Genomic DNA, 19,287 nt, shown 5'->3' on the forward strand with positions numbered 1-19,287 from the left:
GACCTTTGGGGTTTAAAACACCTTATGAGACATTTCCTTTTTTTACTAATTTATATCTTCTTCCTCGGAACTGCTTCAGGACAAGAGTCTTTAGAAAAAGTTTTAGACCGTTATAATTCACATAGCATTCCTTATATTTCAGTTGAAGAACTTGTGATGTTTCAAAAGACAAGCAACCTAGTAATTCTGGATGCACGCGAAAAAATTGAGTTTGACGTAAGTCATATTCCATCGGCAATATATATTGGTTTTGATAATTTCACTGTTAATGACAAACATCTACAAAAACTAAATAAAGATTCTCAAATAATTGTTTCTTGTTCCATAGGAATCCGATCTGAGCAGATAGGGGAAAAGCTTAAAAAAGCGGGATTCACTAATGTTAAAAATCTATACGGCGGCATTTTTGAATGGAAGAACAAAGGGCTTCGTGTGGTTGACTCTATAGGGCTGCCAACCGAAAACGTGCACACCTATTCCAAAAAATGGAGTAAATGGTTACGCTCCGGGAATCCTGTTTATTGAAAGACTTAGGATGATGGTCAACAGGTTTTTAAAAACCGATATTTGAAAACTGATTTTAAATAAACACGCTCCTGCAAGGTGTTCCGCGCTTTTTCTGCGAAGCTCCTTGCAGGTGTTACATCAAGAAACAAAATGGCTTTATTAACTTCAAAAGATACCAACAGCGATAAGGAAATGGCATTTGATTTTCATTTCCCGACTTCTAAAAAAGCGTTGATTATCTTCACTAGAAACCCTGAATTGGGAAAGGTAAAAACTCGTTTAGCAAAAACAGTGGGCGATGAAAGTGCCTTGAATATCTATAAATTCCTATTGAAGCATACTGTTAAAATCACCAAGAACTTGCACGTGGATAAGTATGTTTTTTATTCAGATGAAATTCACAAAAACGACATTTGGGATGCTGATATTTTCAGAAAAAGAGTACAGTCTGGGGAGGATCTAGGCGAAAAAATGCACAATGCCTTTATAGAGATTTTTAATATGGGTTACGAAATGGCAATTGTAATTGGGTCTGACATGTTCGAACTAAACTCAGAAGACTTAAACGGTGCTTTTACTGTATTACAAACCAATAATTTTGTTATCGGCCCTGCCCAAGATGGCGGATATTATTTACTTGGAATGAAGAGTCCAATAGAGAAAGTTTTTCAAAAGAAAGATTGGGGCACAGCCACCGTTCTGGAACAGACTTTGAAGGATTTAGAAGGCGAAAAGTTCGTACTTTTAGAGGAACGAAATGACATTGATTATTATGAAGATATTGAAGGAAACAAAGCCTTCGAACAATTTTTACCAGCTATTATAAAAAAGAATTAGATATAAAATTTAAGGTTTATGAAATACACAGAAGAAGCTGCTAGCTACTTAAAACAGCGAGGTTTTGAAAATCCTGAAATAGGAATTATTCTAGGAAGTGGTCTTGGCAGAATGTTAGAATATATGAAAATTGAAAAGGAAGTGAGTTATAACCACATTCCAAATTTCCCAACTGCAACAGTTGAATTTCACCGAGGCAAGTTAATTTACGGCACTTTGGAAGGAAAGAAAGTCGTGGTAATGCAAGGACGTTTTCACCTTTACGAAGGATATTCGCTACAAGATGTTACTTTTCCAGTTCGTGTAATGCGATCGCTTGGTATTAAAAAACTTTTGGTTAGTAATGCGGCAGGAGCAATTAACCCAAATTTTAAAAAAGGGGAATTGATGCTTATTGACGATCATATTAACCTTCAAGGAAGTTCTCCTCTTGCTTTTAAAGGCGTGGAACATCTGGGGGAGCGGTTTGTAGATATGAGTGCACCTTATAACGCTACTATGAATCAGCGATTGCAGCAAATAGCCGATGAAAAGAAAATTAAACTCAATAAAGGGGTGTATGCAAGCGTTGTTGGGCCACAATTAGAAACACGTGCCGAATACCGTTATTTAAAAATTATCGGCGCGGATGCCGTTGGAATGAGCACAGTGCCCGAAATAATCGTTGCCAACCATCTTGGATTGCCAGTTGTGGCCATTTCGGCATTAACTGATGAGTGCGACCCTGACAACCTAAAACCTGTGAACATTGAGGAGATTTTGGAAATGGCAGCCAAGGCCGAACCCAATTTAATTACGTTGTACATGGAATTGTTAAAGGGATTTTAATGAAAATTAGTCGTGTCCGCCTAAGATGTAAGACCGCTGCGCTAAAAGACGTAAGACATAAGACTTGCTTCTTAATAGGTTGATAATTGGGTCAAATTGATTAAGCATACTTTTTAATTCTTAATTTCAATGGTAAACTTAATAACAAGCTTTCGCTTAATAAAAATGTAAAATAACAAAATCTGACAGGTCTCCCCTTGTCTTCCGAAGCTTCTCAGCGTAGGAGGAAGACCTGTTAGGTCTGAGTAAAAATTAAATGGAAAAATACTTCACCATATTCAAAGATTCCTATTATGGATATTTTAATTATCTGTGGAATGAAATAACCCATTTTCATTGGGAAAATTACTTCTACGGATTGATTCTAGTATCTCTATTGGTTTGGGGTTTGGAACTGCTCTTCCCGTGGAGAAAAGATCAAAAAGTGTTTAGAAAAGATTTTTGGTTGGACACTTTTTATATGTTTTTCAATTTCTTTTTGCTGAATTTAATCGTATTGATATTTCTTTCTAATGCAACAGCAGAAATATTTAACGATATTCTTGGTCTTGTAGGAATGAAGCTCTCCGACTTTCAAATTGTAGATTTAAATGCCTTTCCGTTTGGTTTCGGATTATTGATTTTCTTTTTAGTTACCGATTTTGTACAATGGAATACGCATAGGTTATTGCATCGCGTGCCTTTTCTTTGGAATTTCCATAAGGTGCATCATTCAGTCACCGAAATGGGATTTGCCGCACATCTTCGCTATCATTGGATGGAACCCGTAGTATACAAATCTATACTTTACATTCCTTTGGCGATTATTGGCGGATTTAACGTGGAAGCGGTGGCGATTGTCCATTTTAGTTCGCTAACCATCGGACATTTAAACCACGCCAACCTTGGGTGGGATTATGGAATACTGAAGTACATTTTCAACAATCCAAAAATGCACATTTGGCATCACGTTAAAGATTTGCCTAAAGAAGCAAAACACGGAATAAATTACGGAATAAGCCTTAGCATCTGGGATTACATTTTTAGAACAGATTATGTACCCTACGACGGCAGGGATATTGAATTAGGCTTTGACGGAGATGACGAATTTCCTAAAAATTTTGCAAACCAGATTATTTACCCAATTAAATCTAAACCCTCAAAACTGGATAAAGATTGAAAATACATTTCAAAATGATAAAAATCTTTAATATTGGCACTTTGTTTTTAGCCACTTTAATTTTATACAGTTGTAGTCTTTTTTCAGCGGGACACATTCAGCCAATAAAAGAAGTAACAACCGAACTTATATCTACTACCTCAAATTCGACCGTAAATTTGGACCATTCCCAATGGGACAAACTGCTTAAAAAACACGTGAACGAAGAAGGGTTTGTAAATTATGCGGGCTTTAAAAAAGACGTTGCTCTATTGGATTCCTATTTAAATCTACTTTCCAAAAACGAACCTAACAAAACTTGGAGTGTTCAAGAATTGTTAGCCTACTACATAAACCTTTACAATGCTGGTACTGTTAAATTGATAGTTGAAAACTACCCCATAAAAAGCATTAAAGATATAAGTCGGCCCTGGGGGAAAAACAGGATAGCTGTTGGCGACAATACGATTTCTTTAGATACTATTGAACACGATATTCTTCGCAAGATGAACGAACCGAGAATTCATTTTGCCTTAAATTGCGCTTCTATTTCCTGTCCAAAACTTTTGAATGAAGCTTTTACAGCAAGTAAAATAAACGAACAACTGGAGCGCGCAACCAAAGAGTTTATCAACGGCAATAAAAACGATATTTCTGCTTCTAATCCAAAAATCTCTTCACTTTTTGATTGGTATAAAAAGGATTTTAAAGTGAATGAAAAAACGGATGTTATTGGGTTTATAAATCAATATTCCAACGTCAAGATAAGTGCAGAGGCGAAGATTTCGTATATGAAATATGACTGGAATTTGAACGGGGAATAGTTACCGCTACAAACCCTAAAGGTCTTTGAGACCTTTGGGGTTTTAATCAACCAACTGATTAATTTTACCACATGTTATCCATCATTATTCCCATTTTAAACGAATCTGAAACTATTGAGGAAACAATTGGTGCGGTAATAGAAAATCTTTCAGGGGAAATTAAAACTGAAGTGATTTTGGTTGATGGCGGTAGTACTGATGGGACTATTGAGAAAATTGAGGCCATACTATCGAACCGAAAAGGTCCAAAAAAGTCTTTTTCAATTTGTCTTCTTCATTCCCCAAAAGGTCGCGCAAGGCAGATGAACTTGGGAGCTAAAAATGCCAAGTTTGAAGTTCTGTATTTCCTCCACGCAGATTCATTACCGCCGAATAATTTTGACAAATACATTTTAAAAGAAGTCGAAAGTGGAAATCTGGCAGGTTGTTTCCGAATGCGATTTGACAGTACGCATTGGTGGCTACGGCTGGCTGGCTGGCTAACGCAATTCAACTGGAAAATCTCTCGTGGTGGCGACCAAAGCCAGTTTATCACCAAATCTCTTTTTGAAGAAGTTGGTGGTTTTGATGAGAGCTATATTATTTACGAAGACAATATTTTGATAAGCGAACTATATAAACGAAATAAATTCGTTGTAATTCCACATTCCCTAACTACTTCCGCACGACGTTATAGGGAACACGGGGTTTGGAGACTCCAATATCATTTTTGGCGAATTCATTTAAAGAGGCGGTTGGGAGCAGATGCCTGGGAATTATATGAGTATTACTCAAGACATATTAGTAATAAAAACCTCAACAGACTTCACAAAAAACCCCAAAAGTTTTAAAAACCTCTTATGTTTGAAAGTATTAAAACTTTATAAGAAAAAGACCTCACAGGTCTCGAAGACCTGTGGGGTCTGGGAATTTTACATCCCGGAAATAACCTTATCCTTTGGAAGTTTTACTGAATACGAAACCTTCAACTTCTTGGTTTCCCCTGATTTTATGTTAAGGTTCCAACTCAGTTCACCTTTATCATTATCTACTTTCGCATTGGAGGTTTCCAGAAGTTTGATCTCGATATCCTTTTCTGTCGATAATGGGAATTGTTCTTTCACATCTATATCCACCGACTCTTTTCGAGAGTTTCTAATGGAAATCTCATAGGTGTAAACTCGCTTTTGAGAAGTTCCAAAAAAGGAAGTACTCCCCTCTTCATTGATTCGTTCGCGTTTGGTTACAATGCGTTCGTCTCTTCCCAAACTCAGTGTCAACGTATCTTCTGTGGAATTAGGATTTATGTAAGAACTTCCAGCAAAATTATTGTCGATAATCAAATTGGCATTTCCTGGCAGCAGATTGTATTTTGCCCAATCGGAAACCTTTGCAACCAAGAAAGCGGCATCGTCTAACCTAGGAGCCGTGAAGTAAGAATATTTTGCTGGGAGTTGATATTGTTTCAACTGCACCGCTTGGGGTTTTTGATTTGAATAAACATCATAAGGTGTATTTACAACAAAAGAGGTTGTCAATTGATTTTCTTCAACTACTGCCATATCGTTACTTGGAGCAGTGACTACCGCATTTTCGATTTGAACACCCGCAGCTTTGCCTTGCAACATCATTTCCACAGTAACCTCTTGTTCTCGCTGAAAACCAACCCACCAAGGGTTTAACTGTGGTGCATTGTTATTTCGTCTCGGATTTCCACTTGAAAATGCCATTTTTATCTGCTTCCAATCGATTCCTGTATTTTGGGAAACATTGGCTTTATAAACGAGTTGCACTGGTTCGTTCAGATTATCAACTCTAATCTCATAAAAAGGAGTCCAGTACACATTATCTGTAAAGTAATTGATATCAAAATTCGTTTTTACTGCCTCATTTGCGTTTAATCGAACGACTAATTGTCCTGCGTTTTGACCACTTCCGCCAGCTTCTTGCATTTGTTTTTTTAGTTTATCGACAGTTTTTTGTTGCTCTTGTTCAGTGGATTTAAGTTCTACAATATTGGCCGCCAAAATTTTATATTCCGCTCGGTAATATTTTATCATTGCTGCCAAACTGGTTGGCGAAACACCATTTTGTCCTCCGAATTTGCGGTTTTCCTCCAATAACGCCAACGTACTCTCCTCCCCTTTTCTAGCATTAGTCATAGCATCAAGAATTTCTTTTGCATCTTCATATTTCTTCTTTAGTTCCACATATTGCGAGCTCATGTTCTCGCCCTTCACCAAATAATCCCGTTCAAATGAAACAGATAGAATTGTTATCTGATTGCTTTCACTCGTTACACGAATACTCTGTGGATTTACATTTTGCGCGATTTGGTTGATGACCAATTCAGAATTTCCACTTGGAATGGATAGTTGTTTGGCAGTGTGATGCAAGCTGGCACCCCGACTATAAATAGTGGCATCCAATAAGGAAGCGTTGGTTTCTAAAACTGTTTGTGCGGAGGTGAATTGTAAACCAGAAACTAAAAAAAGAATGATTAAAATTGGAGAAATAGACTGCGAAAAGGTTTTCATAAAATAGATGATTTCAAATTATTGAATACGTAAGTCAAATTTTGTGCCGAGTATAAAAGAGCCTAAGTTAACATAACAATTAAAGTACACCACTAGAAAATGCGTACTTTTAAAACTTAGTAAAATTCTTCACATATTTCAAACTTATGGAACATATAGTCATAATCGGAAATGGTATTGCAGGAATAACTGCTGCTCGACACATTCGAAAACTTTCCGACAAAAAAATAACTATTATTTCCGCCGAAACCGATTATTTTTTCTCGCGCACCGCACTTATGTACGTATATATGGGACATATGCGCTGGCAAGACATTAAACCCTATGAAGATTGGTTTTGGAAAAAGAACCGATTGGAATTAAAAAAAGGATATGTAGAATTTGTAGATACCGACAATAAAACGCTTCATTTTAAAGAAGGCGATAAACTTATTTACGACAAACTTATTCTTGCAACTGGCTCCACCACGAACACCTTTGGATGGGAAGGCTTAGCCCTTAACGGAGTACAAGGAATGGTTACCAAGCAGGATTTAGAAATGCTGGAGAAAAACGCACCGAATAATAAGGTTTGTCCTGAAGCAGTAATTATCGGTGGTGGTTTGATCGGGATTGAAATTGCTGAAATGCTTAGAACTCGAGACATTAAAGTTACAATGCTCATTCGGGAACCTGCTTTTTGGGAAAATGTACTTCCTCTTGCAAATGCAGAAATGATTTCCCGACATATAGAATCGCACGAAGTTAACTTAAAACACAACACGCAACTAGACAAAATTCTTGGCGATGAAAACGGAAATGTTCGTGCTGTTCTAACTACTTCGGGAGAAGAAATTCCCTGTCGCGTGGTTGGTATTGCCACAGGTGTAAAACCCAACATTTCGTTTTTAAAAGATTCAAAAATTGAAACGGAGAGAGGGACTTTGGTAAATCGGAAATTGGAAACAAATATTCCAGATGTATATGCCATAGGTGATTGCGCGCAACAACGAGTACCAATTGATCTGCGACCACCTATAGAAGCCGTTTGGTACACGAGTAGAATGATGGGCGAAGCTTTAGCACAGACCATCTGTGGCAATCCGTTTGAATACAATCCCGGCCATTGGTTTAACAGCGCCAAGTTTTTCGACATTGAATACCAAACCTACGGATGGGTATTTTCAAATGAAAGAAGAAAGGAAAACGAAGCGCAGTTTCATTGGAAATGCGATAGTGATTTAAGAGCTATTACCTTTTCATACCATAAAGAAACTGGAGAATTCCTAGGAATAAACACTTTCGGGATAAGGATGAAACACGAAGTTTTTGATATGTGGTTGAGTGAAAAGCGAAGTGTGGACTATGTAGTTGAAAACCTGAAAGAAGCTAATTTTGATCCTGAGTTTTTTAGGAGGTATGAGGGAGAGGTTTTGAAAGAGTATTTATTATTAAAGCAAACGGTTAGATCGTAATGACCTCACAGGTCTCAAAGACCTGTGAGGTCTGGCGAACAGTGATATTTTTATTGTGTGATAAAAAACTATAGATTATGAAATACGAGCCTATAACTTCTGAACAATATTATCATATTTATAATCGGGGAAATAACCGAGAGGATATATTTTTGGAAGAAAAGAATTATTTCTATTTCCTAGACCTGATGAAAAAACACGTCCATCCCATCGCAGATATATTGGCGTATTGCTTATTGAAGAATCATTTCCATCTGCTTATCTGGACAAAACCAGTCGAATCAGACGATATGATTTCCAGAAAATTCTCCAATTTTTTTAATGCTTATGCCAAGGCCATAAACAAGCAATATCAAAGAAGTGGTAGCTTATTTCAAGATCGATTTTCAAGAAAGATTGTTACGGACGAAAAGCAATTGAGAAACTTGATATTGTATATTCACACCAACCCCACACACCACGGATTTGTAGAAGATTTTTCAACTTATAAATACTCTTCGTATCATTCGCATCTGTCCCATCAAAAAACTTTATTAGACAGGGAGTTTGTATTGGATCAATTTGATGGAAGGGAGAATTTTAGATATGTTCATCAATCTAAAAACTTTGATATAAATGAAGACTTGACCTTGGAGTAAGGACGGTAATAAGACCTCACAGGTCTCGAAGACCTGTGAGGTCTTACTAGGAAATTTAGGTCTAAAAACCAACAAAAATGAGTACAGTACAAAGAAACATGTCCCTTACTGGGGAGCCGCCAAAGACGATTAATACACAGCAGAAAATAGCATCTGCTATTGGGTTGTTGGGGTTAACAATATTGGTATTGGCTATTTTTAATGTAGACTTTCCAAATAAAAGTTTGTGGCTTACCGCTTCATTGACCGCTATTGCGGCAGGGACTATCTGGTTTTCCATTGCTGCATACGCCAATAAGCACGAAGGAATTAAAAACGATGGCATCTACTTTAAATCGCTCACCTCGAAAGGATTTTGGGCTTGGATTCTAGGAATTGGACTTACCCTTTTTTACGTGCTCCTATATTGGTTTCCACAATATTTAGGCTTGTCCGGAAATGGTAATAACACGGGACTGGTCGCTCTTTTTGACCCTTTAAGTCAATTTATTAGCGGGAATCCCGCTAGCCAATGGTTTGTTTATGGAACGCTTTATACCTTGGCGATTTTGGCTTTTGGAATAAAATTCCTAATGAAATATCGCCACAGTAGATATCAAAGGCTTCGGACTTTTTCTGTTATGTTTTTCCAACTTGGATTCGCATTTTTAATTCCGGAATTAATGTCGCGTTTAAATAGCGAAACCTTTTCCCTTCCGTATTACGATCTTAAAAACATTTGGCCGCTCAACCATTATAATTTTGAACAATACAGAGTTGATGCGTTTATTTCCGCTGGCAACATAGGAGTTGGTTTATTGATATTTGGAGTTGCTTCCATTTTGATAATAACTCCCATTCTAACGTATAAATACGGCAAGCGATGGTATTGCAGCTGGGTTTGTGGATGTGGAGGCTTAGCCGAAACTGCTGGAGATCCGTTTAGACATTTAAGTGACAAACGGGTTGTGGCTTGGAAAATAGAACGCTGGGTGGTTCACAGTGTTTTGGTGTTTGTGGTCGTAATGACTACAGCAGTTATTTATAGTTATTTAGGTGACGACACTTCAAAGTATTGGTTTACGAAAAACACTTTTTTAATAAGTGTGACAGTATTGCTCACCGCTATTTTTCTATGGATTTGGATTTATAAGCGAGAAGAATTAAAGACAGATGCCAAGATTGGCGCTGTGGGATATTTCGTTATTATTATTGCGCTTATCACGCTACACTACAGCACTGGAAACAAACTATTTCTCTTTGATGCCGAGACATTGCGGTCTTCGTATGGCTTTTTAATTGGAGCTGTATTTAGTGGGGTTATAGGAGTAGGATTTTACCCAATCTTCGGAAATAGAGTTTGGTGCCGATTTGGTTGCCCGATGGCGGCAATATTGGGGATTCAGCAACGACTGTTTTCAAAATTCAGGATAACCACAAATGGAGGACAGTGCATCAGTTGTGGTAATTGCTCCACGCATTGCGAAATGGGAATCGACGTTCGCGCGTATGCCCAAAAAGGAGAGAACATTGTTCGTGCAAGTTGCGTGGGTTGTGGAATATGCTCTGCTGTTTGTCCACGAGGGGTTTTAAAGCTTGAGAATGGTCCTTTGGAAAACCGCATTAATCCCAATGAAGTATTGTTGGGAAATGATGTTGATTTAATGCAATATGTAAACAAATAACCACGAATAAAATCGTGAAAGATTTTACCCGTGGTTATTACCAACTAACGCCTACTAAAACTTTTATTATTTTACGGAAATAATGAAGTAGTTTCGTTTTCCTCTTTGAAGAAGTACAAATTGTCCATTTATTAAATCGTTTTCAGAGATTTGAAAATCGTCTGAAACCTTCTCTTTATTTACTGAAATTGAGTTTTCCTTTAAAGCTCTTCGTGCTTCGCCATTAGATTTCAAAAAGCCGGTCTTTTCTGCTAAAGCACCTATAATATCGAGTCCGTTTACTATTTCTTCTTTTGAAATTTCTGCTTGTGGCACACCATCAAAAACATCCAGAAAAGTTTTTTCGTCTAGCGTTTTTAAATCTTCTGAGGTAGAATTACCAAACAAAATTTGTGAAGCTTTTTCTGCTTTTTCCAATTCTGCTTCGTTATGAACAGTTGTTGTTACTTCTGCTGCCAATCGCCTTTGAAGCAAGCGTTGATGTGGCGCTTCCCTGTGTTCGGAAATTAATTGTTCTATCGTTTCTTGATCTAAAAAAGTAAAGATTTTAATGTATTTTTCGGCATCTTCATCACTACTGTTCAACCAGTATTGGTAAAATTTGTAAGGGGAGGTTTTATTGGCATCTAGCCAAATATTACCGCCTTCGCTCTTTCCAAATTTGCTGCCATCACTTTTTGTAATTAGTGGACAGGTAAGTGCGTATCCTTTTCCACCTTCCATCCTTCTAATCAGTTCAGTTCCCGTGGTGATGTTCCCCCATTGGTCGCTTCCGCCCATTTGAAGACTACAATCTAGACTTCTGTATAAATGAACAAAATCGTACCCTTGAATTAATTGGTAGGTAAATTCAGTAAAGGAAAGCCCATCGGCACTTTCGCCACTCAATCGGGTTTTTACAGAGTCCTTTGCCATCATATAGTTGACAGTAATGTGCTTCCCAACATTTCGAATAAAATCGAGGAAAGAAAACTCCTTCATCCAATCGTAATTATTTACCAATACTGCAGGGTTCTCTATATTGGATGAAAAATCCAGGAATTGAGAAAGCTGATTCCGAACGCCTTCTTGATTTTTTCTCAATGTTTCCTCGTCAAGTAAATTACGCTCACTATTTTTCATTGAAGGATCCCCGATCATTCCCGTAGCGCCCCCAACTAATGCAACTGGTTTATGTCCGCAGCGTTGATAAAATGACAATAACATTATAGGCACTAAATTGCCTATGTGCAACGAATCAGCAGTTGGATCGAACCCAACATATGCAGAACGCATACGCTCCATTAGGTGTTCCTCTGTTTCGGGCATTACATCGTGAATCATGCCTCGCCATTTTAATTCTTCAACGAAATTTTTCAGCTTCATTTTATTGTTATTTTACTTTAGCCATGCTGGCTTTAAATTATGAGGGTGCAAAGATAATGTTCTAAATTAAGAATTAGGACGGATGCTTTCAGATTTGACAGACTTTAGTAATTATTTGGGTTTTTATAATATCTGAGCAATTTCAATAGGAACAATATTTATTTCATCTACCAAAAAGCAGTATTTTCGTCGTATGATTTTAGTTACTGGCGGAACTGGTATAGTTGGCTCACATTTGCTGTATTCTCTTTTAAAAGAAAACAAGCAAGTGCGCGCCATTCATAGGGCAAATAGCGATATTGAAGCGGTAAAAACGGTTTTTAAGTGTTATACTACTAATATTGACGCTTTATACGATAAAATTGAATGGGTTGAAGCCGACATCACGAACATTCCCGACTTAACAGTAGCTTTTGAAAATGTTACACAAGTTTATCACTGTGCCGCGTTTATTAATTTTGATCCTTCAAATTATAAAACATTAAAAAAGATTAATGTTGAGGGCACGGCGAATGTTGTAAACCTCTGCTTAGCCAAAAAAGTTGAAAAAATATGTTACGTTAGTTCTGTTGCTACTTTGGGGAGTGTTCCAAAGGGACAACTGATTAGTGAAGAAACTTTCTGGAACCCTGACAAAAAAAACAATGTTTACGCTATCACGAAATACGGGGCGGAAATGGAAATATGGCGAGGTACACAAGAAGGATTGGACGCGGTAATTGTAAATCCTGGAATTATTTTTGGAATATCCCCCAATGCCGAAGGAAGCGGAATTATAGCCAAGCTTGGAGCCCGAGGCGTTTCATATTATCCTACTGGTGGTATGGGCGTAGTAGACGTTCAAGATGTGGTAAAAGCGATGGTTGCGCTAATGGAATCTTCAATTAAAAATGAAAGATATATTCTTGTAGGCAAAAACGTATCATATCACGAAATACTCACCAAATTTGCTCTTTTATATGATAAAAAGCCACCAACAAAGAAGTTGTCGAAAACAGCAATGTTATTTTTCAGCTTTCTGGATTGGCTTTCAAGTAAAATTTTTAGAACAAAAAGAAGATTAGTAAAAGCCACCGTACGGTCTATGTTTTCTAATTCTATTTATGATTCTTCTAAAATAAAAGAACAATTGGATTTTAAATTTACTCCTGTAGAAGTAACGTTAAAACGAATTTTCAATGCGAGCAAAAAACCGTCGAATTAGGAAGTCGTTTTAGTATCGCGCCTAATTTCTACTTTTCATCTACAGCTCTATTTGGAATGCTGTCGTTTAGTTTAATTCCGGCGTTACGGATACTATCTAAGTGTTTCACTTTATTGTCGAGCCTTGTTTCAACCTCCTTAAAAATATCTATATACATATTTACATCGGCAGCGTAGTAAGCATTACTTTTCGCAAACTGAAGGCTATCAATTCCAAATTTTGAATACAGCAAAGAATCCATTTTAATCCCCTCCTCCAGAATGGAATTGTTGTTTATACTCCGTGCAGCGTTAGTAAGATATGCTTCGGTTAAAACGTCAATCATCTTATCTTTTGCAATAAGATTTTTTGGCTTTTCGGGTTTTTGCACATTCTGGCAAGCCCCGAGACCTATAGCAAATATCAAAATTAACCAGTACTTCATTATCTATTAAATGTTAGTCTTTCTGCTTTGCCCTTGTTTGGGAATTTTGAGTTTTCATAAACCACTGTTCCGTTAATTAACGTATGGGTAACGCGTGATTTGAATGTTATGCCTTCAAAAGGTGACCAACCACATTTATATAAAATATTTTCTTTTTTTACTGTTCGCGGCGAATTCAAATCGACCAAAACTAAATCGGCTTTATACCCTTCTCTAATAAATCCCCTATCTTTTATTTGAAATAGAATAGCTGGATTATGAGCGGTTTTTTCAACTATTTTTTCTAGAGAAATCTTTCCTTTATGATGCATTTCCAGAAGTGCAACCAATGCGTGTTGTACCAATGGACCACCTGAAGGAGCATTACTATAATTATTTGTTTTTTCTTCTAACGTATGGGGAGCGTGATCTGTGGCAATAACGTCTATTCGATCATCCAATAAAGCCTTAAGCAATCCATCTCTATCGTTTTTTGTTTTAACCGCAGGATTCCATTTAATTTTAGACCCTTTCGTTTTATAATCTTCATCCGAAAACCAAAGATGATGAATACATACTTCGGCAGTAATCTTCTTTTCTGCAAGCGGTTTCTTATTTGAGAAAAGATGTGTTTCCTTTTCTGTTGAAACGTGAAAAACGTGAAGTCGAGCCCCGGTTTTTTCAGCTAATTTAATTGCACTAGATGATGATATATAACAAGCTTCCTCGCTTCGGATAATAGGGTGACACTCCATTGGGATATCATCGCCATATTGAGCTTGGTGTGCTGCTAGATTTGTTTTAATGGTTGCTTCGTCTTCACAATGAGCCGAAATTAACAACTTCGTTTTGCTGAAAATATTCTCTAATGTTTTTGGATCGTCAACAAGCATATTTCCGGTAGAGGAGCCTAAAAACAACTTCAATCCAGCTACTTTTTTAGGATCCACCTTTAAAATTTCATCAAGATTATCATTTGTACCTCCAAACATAAAGGAATAGTTTGCCCAAGAGGTTTTTGCTGCAATTTCAAATTTTTCTTCCAACAATTCTATAGTTGTAGCCTGCGGGTTGGTATTGGGCATTTCGATAAACGAGGTTATACCGCCGGCGACCGCAGCTTTTGATTCCGTTTCAATAGTTGCCTTATGAGTAAGTCCTGGCTCTCTAAAGTGAACCTGATCGTCTATCATTCCTGGTAACAAATAGCATTCATCTGCATCAATAATCTTTGTGTCGGCAGATTTCATACTAATGGTGCTAGAAATTTCTGCAATCCGATCTCCTTCTATAAGTACATCACCTTTAATTATTTGTCCTTCATTGACAATTTTTGCATTCTTGATCAAAACTGATTTCATCAGGCTGTTATTTTATTTTATTGGTTGGAATAACCTAAATTCGATATAAAGGTTTGGTGTAAAATTTATTAATCTGAACTTTTATTCAAATTCAATGAAACGATGTTCTGTTGAATTTTCGTTTACGGAATATGCTTTTAAACTTTAAAATGAGTACCCCAAAAATAGCTTCGGAAATAATCCCTGAACTCATTTTAGATTCTCCTTGTGTTCTGTCCCTAAAAATTACTGGAACTTCCTTTATTTTAAAATTACTTAAATGAGCTTTAAACTTCATTTCAATTTGAAAAGCGTATCCCACGAAACGAATGTTATCCAAATTTATTTTTTCGAGCACTTTTCTTTTGTAACAAATAAATCCAGCGGTTGTATCAAAAATATCAATCCGCATTACAAATTGAACGTATTTTGAAGCCAGCCACGACATTAAAACCCTGCTCATTGGCCAATTAACTACGTTTACTCCTTTAACGTATCTCGACCCAATAGCCATGTCATAATCATCTTTGTAGCAGGCATTAAATAGTCGGATTAAATCGTTTGGATTGTGCGAGAAATCGGCGTCCATTTCAAAAACATAATCGTATCCATGCTGCAAAGCCCATTTAAAACCAGCAATATATGCTGTACCGAGCCCTGTTTTTCCCTCTCTATGAATCACGAAAAGTCTGTTGGGGTAATTTTTTATGTTTTCTTCTACACATTGTCCTGTGCCATCGGGAGAGTTATCATCAACAACCAAAATGTGGAACTCGCGTTGCAAAGAAAAAACAGTGCGCAACAAACGTTCTATATTTTCAATTTCATTGTAAGTCGGTACAACTACCACCGCCTTGGACATACTCCCATTTTTGCGCAAATGTACCTATTTCTGAGGAATTAAGTGTAAATGAAAATCCAATTTGAGTAAGAAAAGAAAATATTAATTTGATGTACCTTTACCCCAAAATTGATTCCTTGGACTACACTGAAAGAATAATAGAAACCAATGATTGGGCTACTTACCTATTGGTCGGTTGTTTTCTACTTCTCGCTGTGGCCAAATACTTCTACCCAAAACGCTTTGATGAATTTGTGCTAATGCCATTAAGCAATAAGTATTTGAGCGTTTATGGAAAAGATGACGCTATTTATCACCCTTTTAGCATGATTTTATTTGTAGTTCAGGTGGTATGCGTATCTATTTTTATCTATCTTCTTTTTGAAGCTTTCAACCCTACAGAAGCACAGGAAAACCCTTGGTTATTTGTTCAAATAGCTACAGGGTATGCAACTTTTGTCCTCATTAAACTTTCGATAGAGAAAATAGTTGCTAATATTTTTTCAATGGATGCTATTATAGATCAATATCTGCATCAAAAACTAAGTCATCGGAATTTTTTAGCGCTTTTAATATTTTTAGGAAATCTATTTTTTCTTTATTTCTATCCCGGAACATCGTTTTCATTACTCATTTTTGCGCTCACGATCCTACTGTTTAATACAATTGCGCTAATTTCCAGCTATAAAAAAAACGGAAATTTGGTTGTCTCTAATTTCTTTCATTTTATTGTGTATCTTTGCGCACTTGAAATATCACCGTATATTATCCTTTATAAAGTGTTCTTTACAGAGGTTAGTATCTAAAAATCTGGAATAAATATGAAAGTGAAAACCATTTTGGTTTCCCAGCCAGAACCTAAAGTCGAAAATTCTCCCTATTTCGATCTAATAGAAAAACAAAAAGTTAAGATTGATTTCGTGCCATTCATTCACGTAGAAGGGATGTCTGGAAAAGATGTCCGTTCTCAAAAGATTGACTTGGCACAATACACAGCTATTATCTTAACCAGCAGAAATTCTGTAGATCATTTTTTTAGGATTACAGAGGAGTTACGCTTTAAGGTTCCAGACAGTATGAAGTACTTTTGCTTGAGTGAAGCGGTTGCTTACTATCTTCAAAAGTATGTAGTTTACAGGAAAAGAAAAATCTATGTGGGAAAAAGAACTTTTCCTGAATTAGTGCCGCTTATTAAAAAGTACAAAAGCGAGAAGTTTTTACTTCCTTCTTCTGACAAACTCAAAGCAGATATACCTATTATTCTGAATGAGCTTAAGGTGGATTGGAAAGAAGCTACCTTTTACAAAACAGTAATTAGTGACCTTTCTGGATTACGTGATGTTTACTACGATGTTTTGGTGTTTTTTAGCCCAAGCGGAATTGAATCATTGTTTGAAAATTTCCCAGACTTTAAACAAAACAAAACACGTATTGCCGTATTCGGAAACACTACTGTAAAAGCTGCAACAGAAATGGGGCTTAGAGTTGATATTCAAGCACCCACTCCTGAAACTCCGTCCATGACAATGGCTTTGGAGAAATACATCAAGGAGGTGAATAACAAGAAGTAATTTTATTTTATTAGTAACAAAAAAGGCTCGCTAAATTTATTCAGCGAGCCTTTTTTGTTATTATAATCGAAATTATTCTGAAATAGGAGCTCCAGAAAGTATTTCGTCGTTTGCGTAAGATTCGTATTTAGAAAAATTCTCTTTAAAGGATTTTGCCAATGCTTTTGCCTTCGCATCATATTTATCCTTATCTGCCCAAGTTTCTCTAGGGTTCAACACCTCAGAAGGCACATTAGGACAAGATTTAGGCATCATTAGGTTGAATATAGGATGCTTTTCAAACTCAACATCCTTCAATCCTCCTTCAAGCGCAGCTGCAATCATAGCGCGGGTGTATTTAAGCTTCATTCTGCTTCCTACACCATAAGGACCACCTGTCCATCCAGTGTTCACCAACCATACATTTACTCCAGCATCTTTCATTTTTTTGCTGAGCATCTCTGCATACTTAGTGGGGTGAAGTGGCATAAACGGAGCACCAAAACAAGCTGAGAAGTTTGGAGTTGGTTCGTTTACTCCTTCTTCAGTACCTGCAACTTTAGCTGTATATCCACTTATAAAATGATATGCTGCTTGGCCTGGGGTTAGTTTAGAAATTGGAGGCAATACACCAAAAGCGTCTGCTGTTAGAAAGAATATATTCTTTGGATTATGACCAACTGATGGTTCTTGAATGTTATTTATATGGTAAATTGGATAACTAACTCTTGTGTTTTGTGTTATTGAAGTGTCGGCAAAATCGACATCTCCATTTTTATCTAACACAACATTTTCGAGTATAGCTCCTCGTTTTATTGCATTGTAAATATCTGGTTCGTGTTCTTGAGAAAGGTTAATTACTTTCGCATAACAACCACCTTCAAAATTAAAAACACTGTTTTCGGAAGTCCAACCGTGTTCGTCGTCTCCTATTAACTTACGGTCAGGATCTGCAGAAAGTGTTGTTTTACCTGTTCCTGAAAGGCCAAAGAAAATAGCCGTTTCACCGTTATCTCCCACATTTGCCGAACAGTGCATTGGCAGGGTGTTTTTATCTACTGGCATTATAAAGTTAAGTGCCGAGAATATACCTTTTTTAATTTCGCCTGTATATCCAGTTCCACCAATAAGAACGATTTTTCGGGAAAAGTTTAAAATAGCAAAGTTATGTTGGCGTGTACCGTCTATTTCCGGATCTGCCATAAAGCTAGGAACATTAAGAATTAACCACTCTGGGTCAAAATCTTTTAATTCTTCTTCTGTTGGGCGAAGAAACATATTATGAGCAAACATATTTGCCCAAGGGGTTTCTGTAACCACTCTAATATTCAATCCGCGGGTTCTGTCAGCACACGCATAACTGTCGCGCACAAAAACCTCTTTTCCAGAAATATATTTCGCAACCTTGTCGTAAAGCGCATCAAATTTTTCGGGAGAAAAAGGAATATTAATATTTCCCCACCACACTTTATCTTCAGTAATACTGTCCCTAACGATAAATCTATCCTTCGGACTTCTTCCGGTAAATTCACCAGTATTTACGGCAACAGCACCGTTAGCGGCTTCTACTCCCTGTCCTAATTCAATTGTTTTGTCGTGTAGTTCTTGTGAAGAAAGTTGGTACTGTACCTTTACGTTTTCGATTCCATACTCTTTTAATGAAACCGTTTTTGTAGTCTGATTATTATCCACCATTTCCTTATTTAGATTTTGTAGATCACAAAAATAAGAAATCTAAAACAGATTCAAGAGTTTAAAAAAGACAATTATTCTTTTCTTGATTTTATCATCCCAAAGCCCCAATAGAGCCATCCAACGATAAAAAGCACCCCTCCTATTGGGGTAATAAACCCAATTTTTGCAGCATTAAATGGCAAAACTGAGTTTAAAGAAAGTAAATATATTGACCCCGAAAAGAATAAAATTCCTACTATAAATAACAAAAAGATTGTTTTTTTTAACCTTGACGAAATCCAGGGTGCAAAACCGAGTATTAAAATTGCCAAAGCGTGATACATTTGATATCGCACTCCTACTTCAAAAGTATCCAAAGCTGCTCCATCGACTAATTGCTTTAACCCATGTGCCCCAAAAGCCCCAATTGCAATGGTAAACGCCATGGTAAAGACTCCCGTTGCTACTATATTTCTATCAAAAACCTTCATTAAAACAATGTAT

At 36.8% G+C, this 19,287-nt stretch carries 19 protein-coding genes; 12 read left to right on the forward strand and 7 right to left on the reverse strand.

Annotated elements, in window-relative coordinates; genetic code table 11:
* The first annotated feature begins 24 nt into the window (after positions 1 to 24).
* The 6 genes from BLW28_RS12585 to BLW28_RS12610 all read left to right on the forward strand — a co-directional run bounded on the left by BLW28_RS12585 (position 25) and on the right by BLW28_RS12610 (position 4,964).
* On the forward strand, positions 25 to 525 hold the full coding sequence (locus tag BLW28_RS12585; RefSeq protein ID WP_073220802.1) for a rhodanese-like domain-containing protein: 501 nt from the start codon (positions 25 to 27) through the stop codon (positions 523 to 525).
* A gap of 132 nt (positions 526 to 657) precedes the next feature.
* Positions 658 to 1,344: a TIGR04282 family arsenosugar biosynthesis glycosyltransferase gene (locus BLW28_RS12590; RefSeq protein WP_083540812.1), complete on the forward strand. Its 687-nt coding sequence runs from the start codon at positions 658 to 660 to the stop codon at positions 1,342 to 1,344.
* Between the two features lie 18 nt (positions 1,345 to 1,362).
* Positions 1,363 to 2,172, forward strand: a complete 810-nt coding sequence (locus BLW28_RS12595) for a purine-nucleoside phosphorylase (protein ID WP_073220805.1) — start codon at positions 1,363 to 1,365, stop codon at positions 2,170 to 2,172.
* A gap of 256 nt (positions 2,173 to 2,428) precedes the next feature.
* Positions 2,429 to 3,331 carry a sterol desaturase family protein gene (locus tag BLW28_RS12600; RefSeq protein ID WP_073220808.1) on the forward strand — a complete coding sequence of 301 codons (903 nt, stop codon included), beginning with the start codon at positions 2,429 to 2,431 and terminating at the stop codon, positions 3,329 to 3,331.
* Between the two features lie 14 nt (positions 3,332 to 3,345).
* Positions 3,346 to 4,134, forward strand: coding sequence for a DUF547 domain-containing protein (locus BLW28_RS12605; RefSeq protein ID WP_073220810.1), 789 nt, complete (start codon positions 3,346 to 3,348; stop codon positions 4,132 to 4,134).
* A gap of 71 nt (positions 4,135 to 4,205) precedes the next feature.
* Entirely contained in the window at positions 4,206 to 4,964 is a 759-nt protein-coding gene (locus BLW28_RS12610; RefSeq protein ID WP_073220813.1) for a TIGR04283 family arsenosugar biosynthesis glycosyltransferase, read from the forward strand.
* Positions 4,965 to 5,045: 81 nt separating this feature from the next.
* Here BLW28_RS12610 and BLW28_RS12615 read toward each other — a convergent pair whose 3' ends face one another.
* A complete protein-coding gene (locus tag BLW28_RS12615) occupies positions 5,046 to 6,650 on the reverse strand; it encodes a DUF4139 domain-containing protein (protein WP_073220816.1) in 1,605 nt (534 codons plus the stop codon).
* 146 nt (positions 6,651 to 6,796) lie between these two features.
* On the opposite strand from BLW28_RS12615, the gene BLW28_RS12620 reads away from it, so the two are divergent.
* From BLW28_RS12620 to BLW28_RS12630, 3 genes are all read left to right on the forward strand, one after another.
* On the forward strand, positions 6,797 to 8,104 hold the full coding sequence (locus BLW28_RS12620) for an NAD(P)/FAD-dependent oxidoreductase (RefSeq protein ID WP_073220819.1): 1,308 nt from the start codon (positions 6,797 to 6,799) through the stop codon (positions 8,102 to 8,104).
* Positions 8,105 to 8,181: 77 nt separating this feature from the next.
* Complete coding sequence (locus BLW28_RS12625; RefSeq protein ID WP_073220822.1) at positions 8,182 to 8,742, forward strand: transposase; 561 nt, start codon at positions 8,182 to 8,184, stop codon at positions 8,740 to 8,742.
* Positions 8,743 to 8,819: 77 nt separating this feature from the next.
* Positions 8,820 to 10,406, forward strand: coding sequence for a 4Fe-4S binding protein (locus BLW28_RS12630; RefSeq protein ID WP_073220825.1), 1,587 nt, complete (start codon positions 8,820 to 8,822; stop codon positions 10,404 to 10,406).
* A gap of 66 nt (positions 10,407 to 10,472) precedes the next feature.
* Here the strand turns inward: BLW28_RS12630 and tyrS are convergent, their stop codons facing one another.
* Positions 10,473 to 11,771, reverse strand: a complete 1,299-nt coding sequence (tyrS, locus tag BLW28_RS12635; protein ID WP_073220828.1) for a tyrosine--tRNA ligase — start codon at positions 11,769 to 11,771, stop codon at positions 10,473 to 10,475.
* A gap of 193 nt (positions 11,772 to 11,964) precedes the next feature.
* Between tyrS and BLW28_RS12640 the strand changes: the two genes are divergently transcribed.
* Positions 11,965 to 12,975: an NAD-dependent epimerase/dehydratase family protein gene (locus BLW28_RS12640; RefSeq protein WP_073220830.1), complete on the forward strand. Its 1,011-nt coding sequence runs from the start codon at positions 11,965 to 11,967 to the stop codon at positions 12,973 to 12,975.
* 28 nt (positions 12,976 to 13,003) lie between these two features.
* On the opposite strand, the gene BLW28_RS12645 is transcribed toward BLW28_RS12640, so the two are convergent.
* The 3 genes from BLW28_RS12645 to BLW28_RS12655 all read right to left on the reverse strand — a co-directional run bounded on the left by BLW28_RS12645 (position 13,004) and on the right by BLW28_RS12655 (position 15,580).
* On the reverse strand, positions 13,004 to 13,399 hold the full coding sequence (locus BLW28_RS12645; protein ID WP_073220834.1) for a DUF4296 domain-containing protein: 396 nt from the start codon (positions 13,397 to 13,399) through the stop codon (positions 13,004 to 13,006).
* Positions 13,399 to 14,739 carry a dihydroorotase gene (locus BLW28_RS12650; protein WP_073220837.1) on the reverse strand — a complete coding sequence of 447 codons (1,341 nt, stop codon included), beginning with the start codon at positions 14,737 to 14,739 and terminating at the stop codon, positions 13,399 to 13,401. Before BLW28_RS12650 ends, BLW28_RS12645 begins: the two co-directional genes overlap by 1 nt.
* A gap of 91 nt (positions 14,740 to 14,830) precedes the next feature.
* The gene (locus BLW28_RS12655; RefSeq protein WP_073220841.1) at positions 14,831 to 15,580 is read right to left on the reverse strand and encodes a polyprenol monophosphomannose synthase; all 750 of its coding nucleotides are present in this window, start codon (positions 15,578 to 15,580) and stop codon (positions 14,831 to 14,833) included.
* An 89-nt stretch (positions 15,581 to 15,669) separates the two neighbouring features.
* On the opposite strand from BLW28_RS12655, the gene BLW28_RS12660 reads away from it, so the two are divergent.
* The gene (locus BLW28_RS12660; protein WP_083540810.1) at positions 15,670 to 16,365 is read left to right on the forward strand and encodes a DUF4271 domain-containing protein; all 696 of its coding nucleotides are present in this window, start codon (positions 15,670 to 15,672) and stop codon (positions 16,363 to 16,365) included.
* 15 nt (positions 16,366 to 16,380) lie between these two features.
* Positions 16,381 to 17,130, forward strand: a complete 750-nt coding sequence (locus BLW28_RS12665; protein WP_073220843.1) for a uroporphyrinogen-III synthase — start codon at positions 16,381 to 16,383, stop codon at positions 17,128 to 17,130.
* Positions 17,131 to 17,202: 72 nt separating this feature from the next.
* Here BLW28_RS12665 and pckA read toward each other — a convergent pair whose 3' ends face one another.
* Together pckA and BLW28_RS12675 are read right to left on the reverse strand one after the other, a co-directional pair.
* A complete protein-coding gene (pckA, locus tag BLW28_RS12670) occupies positions 17,203 to 18,804 on the reverse strand; it encodes a phosphoenolpyruvate carboxykinase (ATP) (RefSeq protein WP_073220846.1) in 1,602 nt (533 codons plus the stop codon).
* A gap of 71 nt (positions 18,805 to 18,875) precedes the next feature.
* Positions 18,876 to 19,274 (reverse strand): DUF423 domain-containing protein, encoded by a 399-nt coding sequence (locus BLW28_RS12675; protein ID WP_073220849.1) that lies wholly within the window; start codon positions 19,272 to 19,274, stop codon positions 18,876 to 18,878.
* Between the last annotated feature and the right edge of the window lie 13 nt (positions 19,275 to 19,287).

The organism is Aequorivita viscosa, from assembly GCF_900106795.1.
Lineage (GTDB): Bacteria > Bacteroidota > Bacteroidia > Flavobacteriales > Flavobacteriaceae > Aequorivita > Aequorivita viscosa.

Bases quoted from the DNA above. Each gene is read 5' to 3' on its own strand.
- BLW28_RS12585 (WP_073220802.1), top strand. From the start codon at position 25: ATGAGACATTTCCTTTTTTTACTAATTTATATCTTCTTCCTCGGAACT.
- BLW28_RS12590 (WP_083540812.1), top strand. From the start codon at position 658: ATGGCTTTATTAACTTCAAAAGATACCAACAGCGATAAGGAAATGGCA.
- BLW28_RS12595 (WP_073220805.1), top strand. From the start codon at position 1,363: ATGAAATACACAGAAGAAGCTGCTAGCTACTTAAAACAGCGAGGTTTT.
- BLW28_RS12600 (WP_073220808.1), top strand. From the start codon at position 2,429: ATGGAAAAATACTTCACCATATTCAAAGATTCCTATTATGGATATTTT.
- BLW28_RS12605 (WP_073220810.1), top strand. From the start codon at position 3,346: ATGATAAAAATCTTTAATATTGGCACTTTGTTTTTAGCCACTTTAATT.
- BLW28_RS12610 (WP_073220813.1), top strand. From the start codon at position 4,206: ATGTTATCCATCATTATTCCCATTTTAAACGAATCTGAAACTATTGAG.
- BLW28_RS12615 (WP_073220816.1), bottom strand. From the start codon at position 6,650: ATGAAAACCTTTTCGCAGTCTATTTCTCCAATTTTAATCATTCTTTTT.
- BLW28_RS12620 (WP_073220819.1), top strand. From the start codon at position 6,797: ATGGAACATATAGTCATAATCGGAAATGGTATTGCAGGAATAACTGCT.
- BLW28_RS12625 (WP_073220822.1), top strand. From the start codon at position 8,182: ATGAAATACGAGCCTATAACTTCTGAACAATATTATCATATTTATAAT.
- BLW28_RS12630 (WP_073220825.1), top strand. From the start codon at position 8,820: ATGAGTACAGTACAAAGAAACATGTCCCTTACTGGGGAGCCGCCAAAG.
- tyrS (WP_073220828.1), bottom strand. From the start codon at position 11,771: ATGAAGCTGAAAAATTTCGTTGAAGAATTAAAATGGCGAGGCATGATT.
- BLW28_RS12640 (WP_073220830.1), top strand. From the start codon at position 11,965: ATGATTTTAGTTACTGGCGGAACTGGTATAGTTGGCTCACATTTGCTG.
- BLW28_RS12645 (WP_073220834.1), bottom strand. From the start codon at position 13,399: ATGAAGTACTGGTTAATTTTGATATTTGCTATAGGTCTCGGGGCTTGC.
- BLW28_RS12650 (WP_073220837.1), bottom strand. From the start codon at position 14,739: ATGAAATCAGTTTTGATCAAGAATGCAAAAATTGTCAATGAAGGACAA.
- BLW28_RS12655 (WP_073220841.1), bottom strand. From the start codon at position 15,580: ATGTCCAAGGCGGTGGTAGTTGTACCGACTTACAATGAAATTGAAAAT.
- BLW28_RS12660 (WP_083540810.1), top strand. From the start codon at position 15,670: ATGTACCTTTACCCCAAAATTGATTCCTTGGACTACACTGAAAGAATA.
- BLW28_RS12665 (WP_073220843.1), top strand. From the start codon at position 16,381: ATGAAAGTGAAAACCATTTTGGTTTCCCAGCCAGAACCTAAAGTCGAA.
- pckA (WP_073220846.1), bottom strand. From the start codon at position 18,804: ATGGTGGATAATAATCAGACTACAAAAACGGTTTCATTAAAAGAGTAT.
- BLW28_RS12675 (WP_073220849.1), bottom strand. From the start codon at position 19,274: ATGAAGGTTTTTGATAGAAATATAGTAGCAACGGGAGTCTTTACCATG.